This window comes from Pseudomonas sp. Leaf129, assembly GCF_001423465.1.
In the GTDB taxonomy this organism is placed as follows: domain Bacteria; phylum Pseudomonadota; class Gammaproteobacteria; order Pseudomonadales; family Pseudomonadaceae; genus Aquipseudomonas; species Aquipseudomonas coleopterorum.
In genome coordinates, this window is record NZ_LMOC01000008.1 from 41,862 (window position 1) to 60,176 (window position 18,315).

Genomic DNA, 18,315 nt, shown 5'->3' on the forward strand with positions numbered 1-18,315 from the left:
CGGTTGCTGCGCCTGCAGGGGTAGACCCCGGCGAGTACCTCAAGTTTACAAGGCGTGTGGCTCAGCCACCGGATTTGCGGGCCTTGAAGCCCTGCTTGACCAGCTCGGCAAGCAGCAGCTCGACGTGATCGCCCTGGATCTCGATGACACCCTCTTTGAGCGCGCCACCCGTGCCGCAGCGGCGCTTGAGGGTGGTCGCCAATTCCTTGAGGGCATCGGCTGGCAGCGGCACGCCGGTGATGGTGGTCACGGTCTTGCCGCCACGCCCTTTGCTTTCCCGCCGCACGCGAGCGATGCCGTCGCCTTCGGGCACGGCCGCTTGCTTGCAGGTACAGGCGTCGATGGGCTGACGGCAGTCGGGACAATGCCGACCGCTGTCGGTAGAGAACACCAGGCCGCCCAGGGCGGCGAAGGATGCGGCTTTCTTGGCCACCGGCATGCCTCATGTGAAGTGGATCAGGCCGCGCAGTTTAGCGGGAAACGGGGTGTGTGCTAAGGGCCTGAAGGAAGCAATTGCCGAGGTTGTGCGGATTTCATGGAAGAGTGCGGGGTGTCAGGGGCTGCGCGGTGTTTTCTTTGCGGCCGGTGACCGCTCCCACGTGGAACAGGCGCGCTCGGGGCTCGGTGCGGTACGGCTGCTGTCAGGCGTTGTCGCGGCAAGCCAGGTAACGCAGCAACGCCGCCACCGAGTCGGGGCAATACGGTTCCGTGGCGCTCTCGTCGAGGGCCTGCTGTACAGGCATGAAGCGCGCCTCGAGGACCTCTTCGGGTTGCAGCTCCAGCGGTCCATCCCAGACGGCCGAGAACACCGCGCACCACACGCGGTTGCCCGGCTGGTCGAAGAAAAACTGCTCGTGGGCGGTCAACTCGACACCGCTCACGCCCAGTTCCTCTTCAAGCTCGCGTGCGGCCGATTCGGCATAGGTTTCGTCGCCCTGCACCATGCCACCGGCAGCCACGTCCCAGTAACCTGGATAGATCGCCTTGCTCAACGTGCGGCGATGAACGCACAGCTCGCCCTCGCTGTTGAACAGAAGGATATAGGTCCCGCGACCGATCAGCCCACGTTCACGGAGCTCGGCCCTGGGCAGGGTTCCCAGCAGGCGGTCGGACTCATCGACCCAGGCGATCGACTCGGCATCGGACGCTGCGCGATGTTCGACCTCCTGGGTCGAGATCGGCATGTTCTCAGCCCTGCGACAGCAGCTGGCGCAGGTCGATCACTGCAGCGTTGGCCCGCGAGATGTAGTTGGCCATGACCAGCGAGTGGTTGGCCCACATGCCGAAACCGCTGCCGTTGAGAATCATCGGGCTCCAGACCGGTGCCTGGGAAGCTTCCAGCTCGCGGATGATCTGGCGTACGCTCACGGTTGCGTTCTTCTTGGCCAGCACGTCGGCGAAATCGACTTCGATGGCGCGCAGCAGGTGCGACAGCGCCCAGGCCTGACCGCGGGCTTCATAGAAGACGTTATCGATCTGCATCCACGGGGTTTCGACGATTTCCTCGTCCACCTGCGGTGCCTGACCAGCGATCACGCTTTCGGTCTTGAGGGTCGTGTTCAGTTTGACGCGACCAACGCTGGCCGACAGCCGTTGCGACAGCGAACCCAGACGGGTACCGACATCGCCCAGCCAGTTGTTCAGGTTGTCGGCGCGGGTGTAGAACAGCGCGTTGGTCTGGCTCGGATCAGACAGACGATTCTGGTAGCGCGTCAGCAGGTTGATGCCTTCCTGAAACTCCGATTCGCTGGAGGGCAGCACCCAGCTCTTGTTGTCGAAGTTGAAACGCGGCTCGGCACGCGCCAGATCGCCGTCTTCGGCCGACTGCGACTGCGAACGGGCGAAGTCCTTGCGCAGCGCGCGGCTCAGGTCACGCACCTGTACCAGCACGCCGTATTCCCAGCTGGGCATGTTGTCCATCCACAGGCCGGGTGGAAAACGGTCGTTGGAAATGTAGCCACCGGGCTTGTTCAGCAACGTCGATGCCACAGTCTTGAGGGTTTCCACCGTGGTATAGCCCACTACCATCTGACGTCCGTCACGCTGGGCGGCGGCTTGGGCATTCTGCTGCACCGGGAACAGTTCGGGCTCTTCACTCCAGTACCAACCCAGCAACAGGGTCACGACCAGATAGACAGCCAGTGCGCCCAGTAGCGCCTTGCTCAGCAACAGGCTTTTCACAGAGCTGCGCGTTCTGCCACTGGTGTCGGCACGCTCGCGCGCATCGCCTGTGCCCGCACGATTCTTCCAGTCCAGCATGGCTTATGTCCTTTCTATCGCGGAATTCATGGGTTCTGACCTCGCCACCCGCCTAACGTGCCTCGCTCGGGGAAAGTTTTCCGGGTGAGATAGCGCAACGGCACTATAAAGGATGCGCAACCCGGCTGCAGCCGCGGCAAAGGCATCCGGATGTGTCAGGCCAGGTCCAAGTGCCGATCGACAATGAAAGCCATGTGCCATCTTTTTAACGCCTACGTCACGAGCCTGTAACAGATCGGCCATACCTTCACGCACTGACCATTTCGCTGTTGGTAGTGCCCTATGCGCCTGAAACTGCTCACCAATCTGAACACATTGTTGCTGGTCGCCGTGTGCACTGCACTGGCGGCGACCCTGTGGTGGTCGCAAAGGGCGCTGGAACAGCCTTACCTGCTGATGGAGCGCTACCTGCAACTGTCTCGGCAGTTTCAGGATGAGGTCGTGCGCAATGTCCAGGATTACCTGAACAGCGGCGATGCGTTGCGCCATGCCGAAGCCACCCAAGCCTTGACCCGCCTGCGCGAGGGCATCACCGGGCTGCCGGCAGAGCTCACCGGCCCCCTGCTGCAGGAAGTGGATGCGCTGATGACGTTCACTGCCGAGCAACTGCTGGCGGCCGGCAAGCTGGCGGGCGACCCTCAGGCCCTGCTGGTGCAGGCCGAACGCGAACTGGGCGGCACGCTGGAACAGCTGGCCCGGTATGCACAGGGTGACAGCGCTTATCAGGCAGCGCTGCTGAGCGCCAGCCAGCAATTGGCCAAGCTGACCCTGGCGCGGGAGAAGATGGTCAGCAGCGGACGCAGTGAGCTGGCCGCCGACGTGGAGCGCGAACTGGCCGGCATCAGGACCCAAGCCACCACCTTGCAAGGCTTGCCGCTGCTGGGGGTTTCCAGCACCAGCGCGTCGAGTGCCGATGATTTCGCTTCATTGATGGGTTTGCAGAATGAGAACACCACGGCCACTCAGGACGACGGCGTGGACCTCAAGCGCGAGCTGGCCAGCCTGTTGACGCGGTACCCGGCCGAATTGAGCCGCACCCGTGAACTGATCCAGCGTCGGACCGAGCTGGCCGAGGCCGCGCAGCAACGCATCGGCGCGGTCCAGCAGGGCCTGGGAGCGCTGGAACCCGGCGTACGCAGCCAGCACGCTCGAATCCAGAGCGAAGTACGGCTTCTGCAAGGTGCCATGATCGGCCTGATTCTGTTGATCGCACTGCTTATCGACGTCTTGCAGCGGCGCCTCGCCGGCGTGCTGACGCGCCTGGATCCGGCCCTGTCGACCTGGGCCGAGGGCGACTTTGCCCGGCCCATTACCCTAGGCCGGACCAACCATGAATTGCAGGCCATTGAAGCGTCCCTCAATCGCCTGCGCCTGTATCTGGTCGAGTTGGTCGGCACCATTCGCCAGAACGCCGAGCAGGTGGCCGGGAGCAGCCATCAACTGGCGCAGCTCAGTGGTGGCCTGCATCAAGGGGCGCTGCGCCAGGCTGGCGACACTGCGCAGATTCGCGATGCACTGGGCGAGCTGGAAGCGACCATCGGCCAAGTGGCCGGTGATGCCAGTCAGGCTGCGGCGGCCAGCCGCCTGGCGGGTGATGCGGTGGAGCATGGCCAGCAGGTCATCGGGCAGAGCCTGAGAGGACTGCATGCGCTGGTGGGTGAGGTGCAGGGCAACGCGCAGATGATCGAACAGCTCGCCGAGGAATCGGCCACCATCGGCGAAGTGCTGACCGTGATTCGCTCGATCGCCGACCAGACCAACCTGCTCGCCCTCAATGCCGCGATCGAAGCGGCCCGCGCCGGCGAAATGGGTCGCGGTTTCGCGGTGGTGGCCGAAGAGGTGCGTTCGCTGGCGTCGCGCACCACCGGGGCGACCCATCAGATTCAGACCTTGATTGCCGGCCTGCAGACGGTTGCGCGCGATTCCGTGCAGGGTATCCGCGCGCAGGTGGTTCATGCCCAGGCCACGGCGAGTCAGGCCGAGGCGGCGGACGGCGCGCTGGCGCAGATCGTCACGGCGATCCAGACCATCTCCGACAGCGCCGTGCGCATCGCCGACTCGACTGCACAGCAAAGTGGCGCGGTAGGCGAGATTCGCGAGCACGGCGAGCGCATTCATGGCCTGGGTGAAGACAACCTGCAACTCATTGACCAGGGACGGGCTCAAGGCGAGCACCTGTTGCAACTGGGGGGCGAGCTGCGCACGGCGGTGCAGGCGTTCAGGGTCTAGCGCGGGCGACCCTGTCCAGGCGACCCTGTCCGTGCGACCCTATCCGGGCGACCCATCCTGTTACATGAAATTGCCCCCTGCCGATTCGGCAGTACCGCACGGCTCCAGTATGATGCGCGCTCAGTTGCTGTTCGAGAAACGTCATGCGCCGCCTGCTCTGCCTCCTGTTGTTGGTTTTCGCACTGCCCGTCGCGGCTTCCGGCCTGCTCGACACACGGCCCAGCGCCACCCTGGGAGGCGCATCGCTGAACAACAGCGCCGACTTCCTTCCGGTCGGCCAGGCGTTCCAGCTCGAACAAGTGCAGTCGTCGGCGCAAGACATCACCCTGCGCTTCGTCATCGCCGAAGGCTATTACCTCTATCGCCACCGCTTCGAATTCAAGGCCGAACCCGCCGACATCGCGTTGGGAACGGCACAACTGCCGCCTGGCGAGGCGAAACATGACGAGTACTTCGGCGATGTCGAGGTGTACCACGGCATTCTCGATGTGCACATTCCTCGCCCCAGCGGTGATCTGCGGGCCTTCACCCTGGCGGTGACCTTCCAGGGCTGTGCCGACAAGGGCTTGTGCTATCCGCCGGAGACCCAGCGCCTGTCCGTGGCGGGCATCGGGCAGGCCGCTCCGGTGGCCAGCCAGACGCCTGTCGACGGTGGCTGGCAATGGCATGAACTGGCGTTGTTCTTTCTCGCCGGCATCGGCCTGACCTTCACACCCTGCGTGTTGCCCATGCTGCCGATCCTGTCCGGTGTGGTCCTGCGCGGGCAGGTCGGCGGGTGGCGCGGCCTCAGTCTGTCGCTCGCCTATGTGCTGCCCATGGCAGTCTGTTTCGCCTTGCTGGGTGCGCTGATGGGCAAGTTCGGCGCCGAACTCAATCTGCAGGCACGCTTGCAGTCGGTCTGGGTGCTGGTGCCCTTCGCCCTGTTCTTCGTGATTTTCGCCCTGGCCATGTTCGGTTTGTTCGAGCTCAAGCTGCCAGCGGCCGTGAGCCAGCGCCTCGATCGCGTGGCCGGCAATGCCAAGGGCGGCTCGCTGTGGGGCGCCGCGGTGCTGGGCGTGGTGTCGAGCCTGTTGGTGTCACCGTGCGTATCGGCGCCGCTGGCCGGGGCACTGCTCTATATCAGCGCCAGCGGCGATGCCTTGGGAGGCGGTTTGAAACTCTTCGCCCTGGGCCTGGGCATGGGCGCGCCGCTGCTGTTGGTCGCCACCGGCGGCGCGGCCTGGCTGCCCAAGAGCGGCCCGTGGCTGGTGACCGTCAAGAATGCCATCGGCGTGTTGCTGCTGGGCCTGGCGATCGCCCTGCTCGCCCGGGTATTGCCAGGCAGTGTGACCCTGCTGTTGATCGGTCTGCTGGCCGCCGGTGTCGGTGTGTTCATGGGTGCGCTGGAGTGGGTGGTGAAACCGGCGCGGCAACGCTTGCAACAGGTGCTGGGGCTGGGCTTCGTGTTCTATGCCCTGGCTTGCTGGCACGGCGCCCTGAGCGGCCAATCCGATCCTTTCCAGCCGCTGGCACGTCCTACCGTCAGCGCTTCGAATCCTGCCCTGCCGAGTACAACAGCCGATGCGTGGCAGACGGTCACCACCGGCGAAGGCTTCGAGCTGGCCCTGCAACAGGCCAAGGCCGCTGGTCAGCCGCTGGTACTGGACTGGTACGCGGACTGGTGCATCAGCTGCAAGGTCATCGAGCATGAAGTACTGACCGATCCGCAGGTCATCGCGCGGCTGGCGGGGTATCGCAAGGTGCGCCTGGACATCACCCAGAGCAATGCCGAACAGCGCGCCCTGCTCGATCGCTTCAAGCTGTTCGGGCCACCGGCCTTGCTGTTCTTCGACGCCAACGGCATCGAACAGGTCGCCTCGCGGGTGGTTGGCGAAATCGATGCGGCAGGGTTCGTCGGGAAAATACCGTCATCGGGCGATGAATGATCGTCGGCAGTGACCGAAATCGACAAGCGAGTCACAAATTTTGCGCAAACATCGGACAACGTGCGGGCTATTGCGCTTAACTGGACAGACGCCTGGGCTTTCCGGCATAGTTCGCCCGCTCCGCGTGTGAACCCGACGGTGAGAGGTCACTGAGAATGGACATGATCCGACAGCTTTTGCCGGCGGATGTCACCACCGACGTGACGCGCCGCTGTCGATGAGCATCCCACTGTTCGACGTGCGTATTTTTCACCGGCACGTTCAAGAATTTTCGCCGTCACTCGGCCCTTTTCAACGGCACATGAGTGTTCGCAGCCTTCTTTGAAAGGCGCTTGGCATAGAACACCTACTGAACGCCCCTGACCGACCCTTGGGAGTTGATGATTAATGGATATTCGTAAAGTCAAGAAACTGATCGAGCTGCTGGAAGAGTCCGGCATCGACGAGCTGGAAATCAAGGAAGGCGAAGAATCCGTACGGATCAGCCGTCACAGCAAGACCCCGGCCCAGCAGTACTATGCGCCCGCGCCGATGGCAGCCCCTGCCGCCGCGCCCGTGGCCGCCGCACCTGCTGCCGCAGCCGCCGAACCCGCTGCTGCCAAGTTGAACGGCACCGTGGCTCGCTCGCCAATGGTCGGCACCTTCTACCGCAAGGCGTCGCCAGCGTCGCCGGCATTCGTCGAAGTGGGCCAGACCGTGAAGAAGGGCGATACCCTGTGCATCGTCGAAGCAATGAAAATGATGAACCACATCGAAGCTGAAACCAGCGGTGTGATCGAATCGATCCTGGTAGAAGACGGTCAGCCGGTTGAGTACGACCAGCCGCTGTTCACCATCGTTTGACCAGCGGAGAGCCTGCGATGTTGGAAAAAGTTCTGATCGCCAACCGCGGCGAAATCGCCTTGCGGATCCTGCGTGCCTGCAAAGAGCTGGGCATCAAGACCGTTGCCGTCTACTCCAAGGCCGACAAGGAGCTGATGCACCTCGGCTTGGCTGACGAGTCGGTCTGCATCGGTCCGGCGCCTGCCAACCTGTCCTATCTGCACATCCCGGCAATCATCGCCGCTGCCGAAGTGACTGGCGCCACCGCCATTCACCCAGGCTATGGCTTTCTCGCCGAGAACGCGGACTTTGCCGAGCAGGTCGAGAAATCCGGTTTTGCCTTCATCGGCCCGACTGCCGACACCATCCGCCTGATGGGCGACAAGGTTTCGGCCAAGCACGCGATGATCGCCGCTGGCGTACCGACGGTACCCGGCTCCGATGGCCCGCTGCCGGAAGACGAGGAAGAAGCCCTGCGCATTGGCCGTGAAGTCGGCTACCCGGTGATCATCAAGGCCGCTGGCGGCGGCGGTGGTCGCGGCATGCGTGTGGTGCACAAGGAAGAAGACCTGATCGCCTCGGCCAAGCTGACCCGCACCGAAGCCGGTGCCGCGTTCGGCAACCCGATGGTGTACCTGGAAAAATTCCTGACCAATCCACGTCATGTGGAAGTTCAGGTGCTGTCCGATGGCCAGGGCCAAGCAATTCACCTGGGCGACCGCGACTGCTCGCTGCAGCGCCGTCACCAGAAGGTACTGGAAGAAGCACCGGCACCGGGCATCGACGAGGCCGCTCGCGAGGAAGTTCTGGCTCGCTGCGTCAAGGCGTGCATCGAGATCGGCTACCGCGGTGCTGGCACTTTCGAGTTCCTGTACGAGAACGGTCGTTTCTACTTCATCGAGATGAACACACGCGTTCAGGTGGAGCACCCGGTATCGGAGATGGTCACGGGTATCGACATCGTCAAGGAGATGCTCAGCATCGCCGCAGGCAACAAGTTGTCGTTCACCCAGGATGACGTGGTTATTCGCGGTCACTCCCTGGAGTGCCGGATCAACGCCGAAGACCCGAAGAACTTCATCCCCAGCCCCGGCACCGTCAAGCATTTCCACGCACCGGGTGGCAACGGCGTTCGCGTCGACTCGCACCTGTACAGTGGCTATGCGGTACCGCCGAACTACGACTCGCTGATCGGCAAGCTGATCACTTGGGGCAAGGATCGCGACGAGGCCCTGGCCCGTATGCGCAATGCGCTGGACGAGATCATCGTGGACGGCATCAAGACCAACATCCCACTGCACCGTGACCTGGTGCGCGATGAAGGTTTCTGCAAAGGCGGCATCAACATTCACTACCTGGAACACAAACTGGCCAGCCAGAAGTGATTCGGTAGTCTATGTGACGTTGTCATGTGAAAAGGACCCGGCTTTCGAGCCGGGTTTTTTTGGTCCTGACGCGCCTCCTCGCGTAAACTGGCGCGCTTGTCGCAGCGACCCTGCTGCGCCCCCCGTTTAGATCGAAGGTGCCTGCCATGCCTTGGCTGCAAGTCCGTCTGGCCATCAGCCCAGAACAAGCCGAAACCTATGAAGATGCGCTGCTGGAAGTCGGTGCCGTGTCCGTCACGTTCATGGACGCCGAAGACCAGCCGATCTTCGAACCTGAACTCAACACCACACCGCTGTGGTCGCACACCCACTTGCTGGCGCTGTTCGAAGCCGACACCGACGCCGACGCAGTATTTGCCCACTTGCAGTTGCTGACCGGCACGACGCTGCCCGAGCATCACGCCGAGGTGATCGAGGACCAGGACTGGGAACGCAGCTGGATGGACAATTTCCAGCCCATGCGCTTCGGCCGCCGCTTGTGGATCGTACCCAGCTGGCACGAAGCCCCGGAGCCTGGCGCCGTCAACTTGCTGCTGGACCCGGGCCTGGCGTTCGGCACCGGCACCCACCCCACCACGGCCCTGTGCCTGGAGTGGCTGGACGGTCAGCAATTGCAGAACACTCAGGTGCTGGACTTCGGCTGCGGCTCGGGCATCCTGGCGATCGCTGCACTGCTGCTGGGTGCGCAGCAGGCGGTCGGCACCGACATCGACGTGCAGGCCCTGGAGGCTTCGCGCGACAACGCCCAGCGCAACGGCATTGCCGACGACCGCTTCCCGGTGTATCTGCCTGCCGACTTGCCTGCGCAGCAGGCGGACGTGCTGGTGGCCAACATCCTTGCCGGGCCGCTGGTCAGCCTCGCACCCCAGCTCAGCGGGCTGGTCCGGCCTGGCGGCCTGCTGGCGTTGTCCGGCATCCTCGCCGAGCAGGGTGAGGAAGTCGCCGCCGCCTACGCCCAGGACTTCGAGCTGGACCCGATCGCCAACCGTGATGGCTGGGTACGCATCAGCGGCCGTCGCCGCTGAGCCCCGACCAGCATGTTCCCCTGCCCTCCCAGGACCTGCGCATGAGCGAAAGTTTCGTCACCCAGTGCCCGCATTGCCAGAGCAGCTTCCGCGTCAACCACAGCCAGCTGAGTGTGGCACGTGGCGTGGTTCGTTGTGGCTCCTGCCTGCAGGTCTTCAACGCCGCCCGGCAGTTGCTCGAACAGAGCGCAACCCTGACCCCGGCCAACCTCCCCAGGCCGCCTGAGCTGGCGCCGCGGCCGTGGAGCAACGGTGACATCGACCTGGACCAGCTCGAACTGGGTGACGCCCCCCGAGTGGACAGCCTGAGCGCGCGCCGGGACGATGCCGAGGTGGATTCGCCAGCCTTGCCGCCGATCATCGAGCGGCAACCTGCACTGGATGACGACGAAGCAGTAGCGCCTGCGAGCCGGACCGAACCGTCGCTTTCACGCCGCGCAGACCTCGACGACACGCACATCGACAATGAACCGTCCCTGAACGGCCACGGCCGGCTGTCGGCGCTGGACGAACACGACCGGGACGAGCCACCCGTGAGCGCCTTCAACTCGCCGCGCAAGGCGCAAGCCGACCGCAGCGAACCGGCCGTGCGTGATGACGACGACCTGGCCGACCTGCTCGACGAGCCGATGCAACTGGCCTGGGAGAAGCCTCGCCCGCACTGGGGCAAACGCTTGATGTGGTTGGGCCTGGCGATCGTAGCCGCCTTGGGCCTGGGCGTGCAATACGTGGTCTACCACTTCGCCGAGCTGGCTCGACAGGATCAGTATCGCCCCCTGTTCCAGGAACTGTGCCCCGTAATAGGCTGCAGCGTACCGGCCAAGGTCGATATTGCCCTGATAAAAAGCAGCAACCTGGTGGTGCGCAGCCACCCCGACTTCGCCGGAGCGCTGGTGGTGGATGCAATCATCTACAATCGCGCCGCGTTTGTGCAGCCCTTTCCCCTGCTTGAACTGCGCTTCGCCGACCTCAACGGCCAACTGATCGCCAGCCGTCGCTTCAAGCCCAGCGAATACCTCAACGGCGAGTTGGCCGGCAAGGCCGAGATGCCCCCGCAGACGCCTATCCACATTGCCCTGGACATCCTCGACCCAGGCCCAGCAGCGGTCAATTACAGCCTGAGTTTCCGCTCGCCCGAATAGCCGGATGCTTCGGTGGAGGGGCGCACTCCGCCCGTCCAAACCTGTCCGCGGGGGCAGATAACTGTTCAGATTTTATCCAAATCGATCTTTAACCCGTCATCGAGAGCGGGTATTATGCCAACCCTTTTTCGAACTCTCATGATCCGGCCCCACAACAGGGAAGTCCTATGTCGGCGGTACGCATCGGCCCATATACCTTGAACAATTCGCTGGTCCTGGCCCCCATGGCCGGGGTTACCGATCAGCCCTTTCGTCAGTTGTGCAAGCGCCTGGGCGCAGGCCTGGTGGTGTCGGAGATGGTCACCAGCGACATGAGCCTGTGGAACAGCCGCAAGTCGCGGCTGCGCATGATCCACGAAGGTGATCCCGAGCCGCGCTCGGTGCAGATCGCCGGCGGGGACGCGCAGATGCTGGCCGAGGCGGCACGGGCCAACGTCGAGGCCGGGGCGCAGATCATCGACATCAACATGGGCTGTCCGGCGAAAAAGGTGTGCAACAAGGCAGCGGGGTCTGCCTTGCTCAAGGATGAAGCGCTGGTGGCGCAGATTCTGGAGGCGGTGGTGGGGGCTGTGGATGTGCCGGTCACCCTGAAGATTCGTACGGGTTGGGACCGTTCCAACCGTAATGGCATCAGCGTTGCAAAGATTGCCGAGCAATCGGGCATCGCCGCGTTGGCGGTGCACGGTCGCACACGCGCCGACCTGTACACCGGCGAAGCCGAATACGACACCATCGCCGCGATCAAGCAGGCGGTGTCGATCCCGGTTTTTGCCAATGGCGACATCGATTCACCGCACAAAGCCCGGCAGGTATTGCAGGCGACCGGTGCCGACGGCCTGCTGATAGGGCGCGCGGCGCAGGGTCGACCGTGGATCTTCCGGGAAATCGAGCATTACCTGCGCACCGGTGAACTGCTGCCGGCACCGCAGTTGAGTGAAGTGGAAAGCATTCTGCTGGAACATTTGCAGGCCCTGCACGCCTTCTATGGCGAGGTGATGGGCGTGCGCATCGCCCGCAAGCATGTTGGCTGGTACCTGTGTACGCAGCCGGGCGGGCGGGAATTTCGCAGCCATTTCAATGGGCTGCAAGAGACGCAAGAGCAATGCGCCAACGTTCGCGAGTTCTTCGGCGAACGCCATAGAAGCCTTGGTGAAAGGGACGCGAAAGAGGTGGCCGCATGACGATGATGAGCGAGACTTTAGTGAGTGGAACAACGCCTGTGAGCGACAACGTAAACCTGAAGCAGCATCTGAACACGCCCAGCGAAGAGGGCCAGACCCTGCGCGGCAGTGTCGAGAAGGCGTTGCACAACTACTTTGCGCACCTCGAAGGCGCCTCCGTCACGGACGTGTACAACCTGGTGCTGTCCGAAGTCGAAGCTCCCTTGCTCGAAAGCGTCATGAACCACGTCAAGGGCAACCAGACCAAGGCCAGTGAAATGCTGGGCCTGAACCGCGGCACCCTGCGCAAGAAACTCAAGCAATACGACCTGCTGTAACCGAAGCATTCAAACCAGAAAAGGCGACCCAGCGGTTCGCCTTTTTTGTTGACTTCTACGCTTTGAAGATGGAAATCGTGATGACCGACCAGACCACCCGCCTGCCGATCCGCCGCGCCTTGATCAGCGTTTCCGACAAGACCGGGATCGTTGAATTCGCCCGCGAACTGGAAGCCCTTGGCGTCGAGATCCTGTCCACCGGCGGTACCTTCAAGCTGCTGCGCGACAACGCCGTGGCCGCTGTGGAAGTGGCCGACTACACCGGCTTTGCCGAGATGATGGACGGCCGCGTGAAAACCCTGCATCCGAAGATCCACGGCGGCATCCTCGGCCGTCGCGGTACCGACGACGCCATCATGGCCGAACACGGCATCAAGCCGATCGATCTGGTCGCGGTCAACCTCTATCCCTTCCAGGCCACGATTTCCAAGCCCGGCTGCGACCTGCCCACCGCCATCGAGAACATCGACATCGGCGGACCGACCATGGTCCGTTCGGCCGCGAAGAACCACAAGGACGTGGCCATCGTGGTCAACGCCAGTGACTACGCACAGGTGCTGGAAAGCCTGAAAGCCGGTGGCCTGACCTACGCGCAGCGCTTTGACCTGATGCTCAAGGCCTTCGAGCATACCGCCGCGTACGATGGCATGATCGCCAACTACATGGGCACCATCGACCAGGCTGGCGAGACCCTGAGCACCGAAGGCCGCGGCGAATTCCCGCGCACTTTCAACAGCCAGTTCGTCAAGGCCCAGGAAATGCGCTACGGCGAGAACCCGCACCAGAAAGCGGCGTTCTACGTCGAGGCCCAGCCGGCCGAAGTGGGCATCGCCACCGCGACCCAGCTGCAAGGCAAGGAACTGTCCTACAACAACGTGGCCGATACCGACGCCGCGCTGGAATGCGTGAAGAGCTTCGTCAAGCCGGCCTGCGTCATCGTCAAGCATGCCAACCCGTGCGGCGTGGCCGTGTGCCCGGAGGCCGAAGGCGGTATCCGCCAGGCCTATGAGCTGGCCTACGCCACCGACACCGAATCGGCCTTCGGCGGCATCATCGCCTTCAACCGTGAACTGGATGCAGCCACGGCCAAGGCCATCGTCGAGCGTCAGTTCGTCGAGGTGATCATTGCCCCGAGCGTCAGTGAAGAAGCCCGCGCCATCGTCGCGGCCAAGGCCAACGTGCGCCTGCTGGCCTGTGGACAGTGGTCGGCCGAGCGGGCCGACGCCTGGGACTACAAGCGAGTGAACGGCGGCCTGCTGGTGCAAAGCCGCGACATCGGCATGATCGGCGCCGATGATCTGAAGGTGGTGACCCGCCGAGCGCCGAGCGAGCAGGAAATCCATGACCTGATCTTTGCCTGGAAAGTGGCCAAGTACGTCAAGTCCAACGCGATCGTGTACGCCAAGAATCGCCAGACCATCGGTGTCGGTGCCGGCCAGATGAGCCGGGTGAACTCGGCGCGCATCGCGGCAATCAAGGCTGAACACGCCGGGTTGCAGGTACAGGGTTCTGTGATGGCCTCGGACGCGTTCTTCCCGTTCCGCGATGGCCTGGACAACGCGGCCAAGGTGGGAATCACCGCGGTGATCCAGCCGGGCGGTTCGATGCGTGATGCCGAGGTGATTGCGGCGGCCGATGAAGCCGGGATCGCGATGGTTTTCACCGGCATGCGCCACTTCCGCCACTAACTTGGCGACGGCCGCAGCCCCTTGTGGGAGCGGGCTCTGCCCGCGAAGAAGTCTGTGGTGACCTTTTCGAGGGCAGAGGGCTCAGCCGCCCGCCCCGCTCCCACAGGAGCTCGCACCTACGTTTCCGACAAGCATTCCGCTTTACCGAGGTTTTGAACCATGAACGTATTGATCATTGGCAGCGGCGGGCGCGAACATGCGCTGGCCTGGAAAGTCGCCCAGGACCCACGGGTCGAGAAAGTCTTCGTAGCGCCGGGCAACGCCGGTACCGCTATCGAAGCCAAGTGCGAGAACGTCGCTATCGACGTGCTGGCACTGGAGCAACTGGCCGACTTCGCCGAACAGAACGTGTCCCTGACCATCGTCGGCCCGGAAGTGCCGCTGGTGGCCGGCGTCGTCGATCTGTTCCGCTCGCGCAACCTGGATTGTTTCGGTCCGACCGCAGGCGCAGCCCAGCTCGAAGGCTCGAAGGCGTTCACCAAGGATTTCCTGGCGCGGCACAAGATTCCCACCGCCGACTACCAGAACTTCACCGAGATCGAGCCGGCCCTGGCCTATCTGCGTGAAAAAGGCGCGCCGATCGTGATCAAGGCCGATGGCCTGGCCGCTGGCAAGGGTGTGATCGTCGCCATGACCCTGCAAGAAGCCGAAGACGCCGTGCGCGACATGCTCGCCGGCAATGCCTTCGGTGATGCCGGCTCGCGCGTGGTCATCGAAGAGTTTCTCGATGGCGAGGAAGCCAGTTTCATCGTCATGGTCGACGGCAAGAACGTGCTGCCCATGGCCACCAGCCAGGACCACAAGCGGGTCGGCGACGGCGACAGCGGCCCGAACACCGGTGGCATGGGTGCCTACTCCCCTGCCCCGGTGGTGACTGCCGAGGTTCACCAGCGGGTCATGGACCAGGTGATCTGGCCCACCGTGCGTGGCATGGCCGAAGAAGGCAATGTCTACACAGGCTTCCTGTATGCCGGTCTGATGATCGACAAGGCCGGCAACCCCAAGGTCATCGAGTTCAACTGCCGCTTCGGTGACCCGGAAACCCAGCCGGTCATGCTGCGCCTGCAGTCGAGCCTTATTCTGCTGATCGAAGCGGCCTTCGCTCAGGCGCTGGACAAGATCGAAGCGCAGTGGGATCCGCGACCAAGCGTCGGCATCGTGCTGGCGGCCGGTGGCTACCCAGGCGACTACGGCAAAGGCGATGTGATCGGTGGCCTGGATGCAGCGGCGAACGAGCCGGGCAAGGTGTTCCATGCGGGCACCGCGCTCAAGGATGGCCAAGTCGTCACGGCAGGCGGCCGCGTGTTGTGCGCCACGGCACTGGGTGAGAGCGTCGGCGCCGCCCAACGGCAGGCCTATGCGCTGGCAGCCAAGATCGACTGGTCGGGCTGCTTCTATCGTCGTGACATCGGCTACCGGGCCATTGCTCGCGAAAACGGCGAGTAAACGGTGAACGTCGAGGGCGTGACGCCCTCGACACACGTTTCACGGCGCACACGGCTATAATCAGGCATTCATCTACGAAGGGATTTCGCCTTGCGCTGGCTCAGGACTGCCATAGGATTCACCGCGGGCCTGCTGGCCCTGCTCTGTATGCTCGGTGCTCACGCAGAGTCGGCGGGCGGCTGGTCGATGCTGATGGACGAGGATGGCCGGCTGCAGTTGGGCGACGTGCGCTCCGAACGCTTCCAGAACCAGTTCTCCCCCGTGCAACTGCGCCAGGTCAACGCCGCCGGACCTAACGGCGCGCTGTGGCTGCACTACCGCCTGCCGCCGAGCGACCAGGAATTGTTGCTGCGGATTTTCTGCCCCGATCTCAAGGCGCTGGATTTCTACGTGCTCGATGCCGACGCGCTCATCAGACGCGCCTCCTCGGACACCGATGTCAATACTGAAGCCCCGCTGGCCAGCAGTGATCATCTGCTGACCCTGCCGGTGAGCCAGAAGCCTCTGGACGTCTATCTGCGCATCGCTTCGGAACACCAGATTCGTCCCAGCATCGTGCTGCAATCGTCTTCCGCGGCTGCCGCCGACCAACGTGAGCCATTGCTGTTCGGTCTGCTGTTGGGCTGTGTCGCCATGCTCATCCTGCACAACCTGATGTGCTTCGCCCATCGGCGCTCCAGCAGCAGCCTGTGGCTGGCCTGCTCCCAGGCATGCCTGCTGGCATCGGCGCTGATCCTGTTCAACTTCACCGGACCCTGGGTTTCGCTCTGGCCGGGGGCGCGCACGCCGGCTGCCTACAGTGCGCTGCTGCTGGCATCGGTGACCGGGCTGCTGTTCTGCCTGCGCTTCTTTGCCGTGCGCCAACACCAGCGCTCCAACACCATCATCAAGGCCGAAGTGGCGCTGATTGCCCTTTGCGGGTTGCTGCTGCTGTTCGTCGACGGCCTGCCATTCAACTTCTTCGCCTACGGCCTGCTGGCTCTGACCAGCCTGACCATGCTGATGATCGGCGCCTGGCACTGGCTGCAAGGCTACCGCCCGGCACGCACGTTCTGCCTGGGTCTGCTGGTGTGCAACCTGGGCTGCCTGGTGGTCCTGCCAGCGCTTCTCGGCCTGACCCGCACACCTTCGCAATGGCTGATCTTTACCTTGCTCGGATTCGCCATGGTCGGCGGAGTGATCCTCAATGCCGCCCTGACCCAGCGTCTGCGCAGCATCAGTGAGGATCGCTACAGCGCCAGCCGGCAACTGGCGGCCAGCACAGCCGAGATCAACGCCAAGGCAGAATTTCTGGCCAAGCTCAGCCACGAGATTCGTACACCCATGAACGGCGTACTGGGCATGACCGAGCTGTTGCTGGGCACGCCGCTGTCGGTCAAGCAACGCGACTATGTACAGACTATCCACAGTGCCGGCAACGAGCTGCTCGGTCTGATCAACGAGATCCTGGATATTTCCAAGATCGAATCCGGACAGATCGAGCTCGACGATGTGCAGTTCGACCTGCACGCGTTGATCGAAGACTGCCTGAACATCTTCCGCGCCAAGGCTGAGCAGCAGAACATCGAACTGATCAGCTTCACCCAGCCGCAGGTGCCGCGGGTCATCAGCGGTGACCCTACCCGCCTGCGCCAAGCGCTGCTGAGCCTGTTGGACAACGCCCTGAAGAAGACCGACCAGGGTGAGATCCTGCTGGTAGTGGCGCTCGACCAGCGCAGTGCCACACCCCGCCTGCGCATCGCCGTACAGGACAGCGGCGAACCGATGCCGAGCGCCGAACGCGAAGCGCTGCTGCACACCGAGCTGCGCAGCACCAACCTGCTCGACGGCAACCGCCTGAGCGGGCATCTGGGGCTGGTGATCGCCCGTCAACTGGTGCTGTTGATGAAGGGGGATTTCGGCATCAAGAGCGGCAGCGAGCATGGCAGTACCCTGTGGCTGACCCTGCCGCTGGATCCGCAGCGACTCGAACAGCCCTGCTCGGACCTCGATCTGCCGCTCAAGAACGCACGGGTGCTGGTGGTCGACGACAACGAAACCTGCCGTAAGGTGCTCGTGCAGCAGTGCAGCGCCTGGGGCCTGAACGTCAGCTCGGTGCCGTCAGGCAAGGAAGCCTTGGCCCTGCTGCGCACCAAGGCGCATTTGCGTGACTATTTCGATGTGGTCCTGCTGGACCAGAATATGCCTGGCATGACCGGCATGCAGCTGGCCGCGAAGATCAAGGAAGATCCAAGCCTGAACCACGATATTCTGCTAATCATGCTCACTGGCATCAGCAACGCGCCGAGCAAGATCGTCGCGCGCAATGCCGGGATCAAACGCATCCTGGCCAAGCCCGTGGCCGGCTATACGCTCAAGACCACCCTGGCCGACGAGCTCAGCCATCGCGGTGACATCGAGGCACCGCCGCCTGCCGCCGCTCACCTGCCGCCGATCGACCTGCCCAGCGACTTTCGCATCCTGGTCGCCGAGGACAACAACATTTCCACCAAGGTGATCCGCGGCATGCTCGGCAAGCTCAACCTGCATCCGGACACCGCCAGCAATGGCGAGGAAGCCTTGCGAGCGATGAAGGCCCAGCGCTACGACCTGGTGCTGATGGACTGTGAAATGCCGATCCTCGATGGCTTTTCTGCCACCCGTCAGCTGCGTGCGTGGGAAATGGGCAACCAGCGCGTGCGTACGCCGGTGGTGGCGCTGACCGCACACATCCTCAGCGAGCACAAGGATCAGGCGCGCCAGGCCGGCATGGACGGACATATGGCCAAGCCGATCGAAATGTCGCAGCTGCGCGAATTGGTCGAGCACTGGGCGGCCCAGCGCGAGGCCATCGTGCCGCCTTTGAAAACCCTCTGATCCTGCACCTGCCCCTGTAGCAGCGGCGCGAGCCGCGTCA

The 18,315-nt window shown here is 63.4% G+C and carries 14 protein-coding genes; 11 read left to right on the plus strand and 3 right to left on the minus strand.

Annotated features, from left to right (window positions below; all coding sequences use genetic code 11):
- Nucleotides 1-61: 61 nt before the first annotated feature.
- The 3 genes from ASF66_RS14265 to ASF66_RS14275 form a co-directional block, all read right to left on the minus strand.
- A complete protein-coding gene (locus ASF66_RS14265; RefSeq protein ID WP_049862097.1) occupies nt 62-433 on the minus strand; it encodes a translation initiation factor Sui1 in 372 nt (123 codons plus the stop codon).
- Nucleotides 434-641: 208 nt separating this feature from the next.
- Nucleotides 642-1,184 (minus strand): NUDIX hydrolase, encoded by a 543-nt coding sequence (locus ASF66_RS14270; RefSeq protein WP_056844334.1) that lies wholly within the window; start codon nt 1,182-1,184, stop codon nt 642-644.
- Nucleotides 1,185-1,188: 4 nt separating this feature from the next.
- On the minus strand, nt 1,189-2,259 hold the full coding sequence (locus ASF66_RS14275; protein ID WP_056844335.1) for a DUF2333 family protein: 1,071 nt from the start codon (nt 2,257-2,259) through the stop codon (nt 1,189-1,191).
- A 1,185-nt stretch (nt 2,260-3,444) separates the two neighbouring features.
- Between ASF66_RS14275 and ASF66_RS23275 the strand changes: the two genes are divergently transcribed.
- The 11 genes from ASF66_RS23275 (at nt 3,445) to ASF66_RS14330 (ending at nt 18,275) form a co-directional block, all read left to right on the plus strand.
- Nucleotides 3,445-4,488 (plus strand): methyl-accepting chemotaxis protein, encoded by a 1,044-nt coding sequence (locus ASF66_RS23275; protein WP_442962781.1) that lies wholly within the window; start codon nt 3,445-3,447, stop codon nt 4,486-4,488.
- A gap of 143 nt (nt 4,489-4,631) precedes the next feature.
- Nucleotides 4,632-6,413: a protein-disulfide reductase DsbD gene (locus ASF66_RS14285; RefSeq protein ID WP_056844337.1), complete on the plus strand. Its 1,782-nt coding sequence runs from the start codon at nt 4,632-4,634 to the stop codon at nt 6,411-6,413.
- A gap of 387 nt (nt 6,414-6,800) precedes the next feature.
- The gene (gene accB / locus ASF66_RS14290) at nt 6,801-7,256 is read left to right on the plus strand and encodes an acetyl-CoA carboxylase biotin carboxyl carrier protein (protein ID WP_049861972.1); all 456 of its coding nucleotides are present in this window, start codon (nt 6,801-6,803) and stop codon (nt 7,254-7,256) included.
- 17 nt (nt 7,257-7,273) lie between these two features.
- Nucleotides 7,274-8,620: an acetyl-CoA carboxylase biotin carboxylase subunit gene (gene accC, locus ASF66_RS14295; protein WP_049861973.1), complete on the plus strand. Its 1,347-nt coding sequence runs from the start codon at nt 7,274-7,276 to the stop codon at nt 8,618-8,620.
- Between the two features lie 146 nt (nt 8,621-8,766).
- Nucleotides 8,767-9,645, plus strand: a complete 879-nt coding sequence (gene prmA, locus ASF66_RS14300; protein WP_056844338.1) for a 50S ribosomal protein L11 methyltransferase — start codon at nt 8,767-8,769, stop codon at nt 9,643-9,645.
- A gap of 41 nt (nt 9,646-9,686) precedes the next feature.
- Nucleotides 9,687-10,787 (plus strand): DUF3426 domain-containing protein, encoded by a 1,101-nt coding sequence (locus ASF66_RS14305; protein ID WP_056844339.1) that lies wholly within the window; start codon nt 9,687-9,689, stop codon nt 10,785-10,787.
- A 167-nt stretch (nt 10,788-10,954) separates the two neighbouring features.
- Complete coding sequence (gene dusB, locus ASF66_RS14310; RefSeq protein ID WP_056844340.1) at nt 10,955-11,968, plus strand: tRNA dihydrouridine synthase DusB; 1,014 nt, start codon at nt 10,955-10,957, stop codon at nt 11,966-11,968.
- A complete protein-coding gene (fis, locus tag ASF66_RS14315) occupies nt 11,965-12,285 on the plus strand; it encodes a DNA-binding transcriptional regulator Fis (protein ID WP_049861977.1) in 321 nt (106 codons plus the stop codon). Before dusB ends, fis begins: the two co-directional genes overlap by 4 nt.
- Before the next feature lie 80 nt (nt 12,286-12,365).
- Nucleotides 12,366-13,973: a bifunctional phosphoribosylaminoimidazolecarboxamide formyltransferase/IMP cyclohydrolase gene (gene purH / locus ASF66_RS14320; RefSeq protein ID WP_049861978.1), complete on the plus strand. Its 1,608-nt coding sequence runs from the start codon at nt 12,366-12,368 to the stop codon at nt 13,971-13,973.
- A 159-nt stretch (nt 13,974-14,132) separates the two neighbouring features.
- The gene (gene purD, locus ASF66_RS14325) at nt 14,133-15,419 is read left to right on the plus strand and encodes a phosphoribosylamine--glycine ligase (RefSeq protein ID WP_056844341.1); all 1,287 of its coding nucleotides are present in this window, start codon (nt 14,133-14,135) and stop codon (nt 15,417-15,419) included.
- Between the two features lie 90 nt (nt 15,420-15,509).
- Nucleotides 15,510-18,275: a hybrid sensor histidine kinase/response regulator gene (locus tag ASF66_RS14330; protein WP_056844342.1), complete on the plus strand. Its 2,766-nt coding sequence runs from the start codon at nt 15,510-15,512 to the stop codon at nt 18,273-18,275.
- Nucleotides 18,276-18,315: the final 40 nt, after the last annotated feature.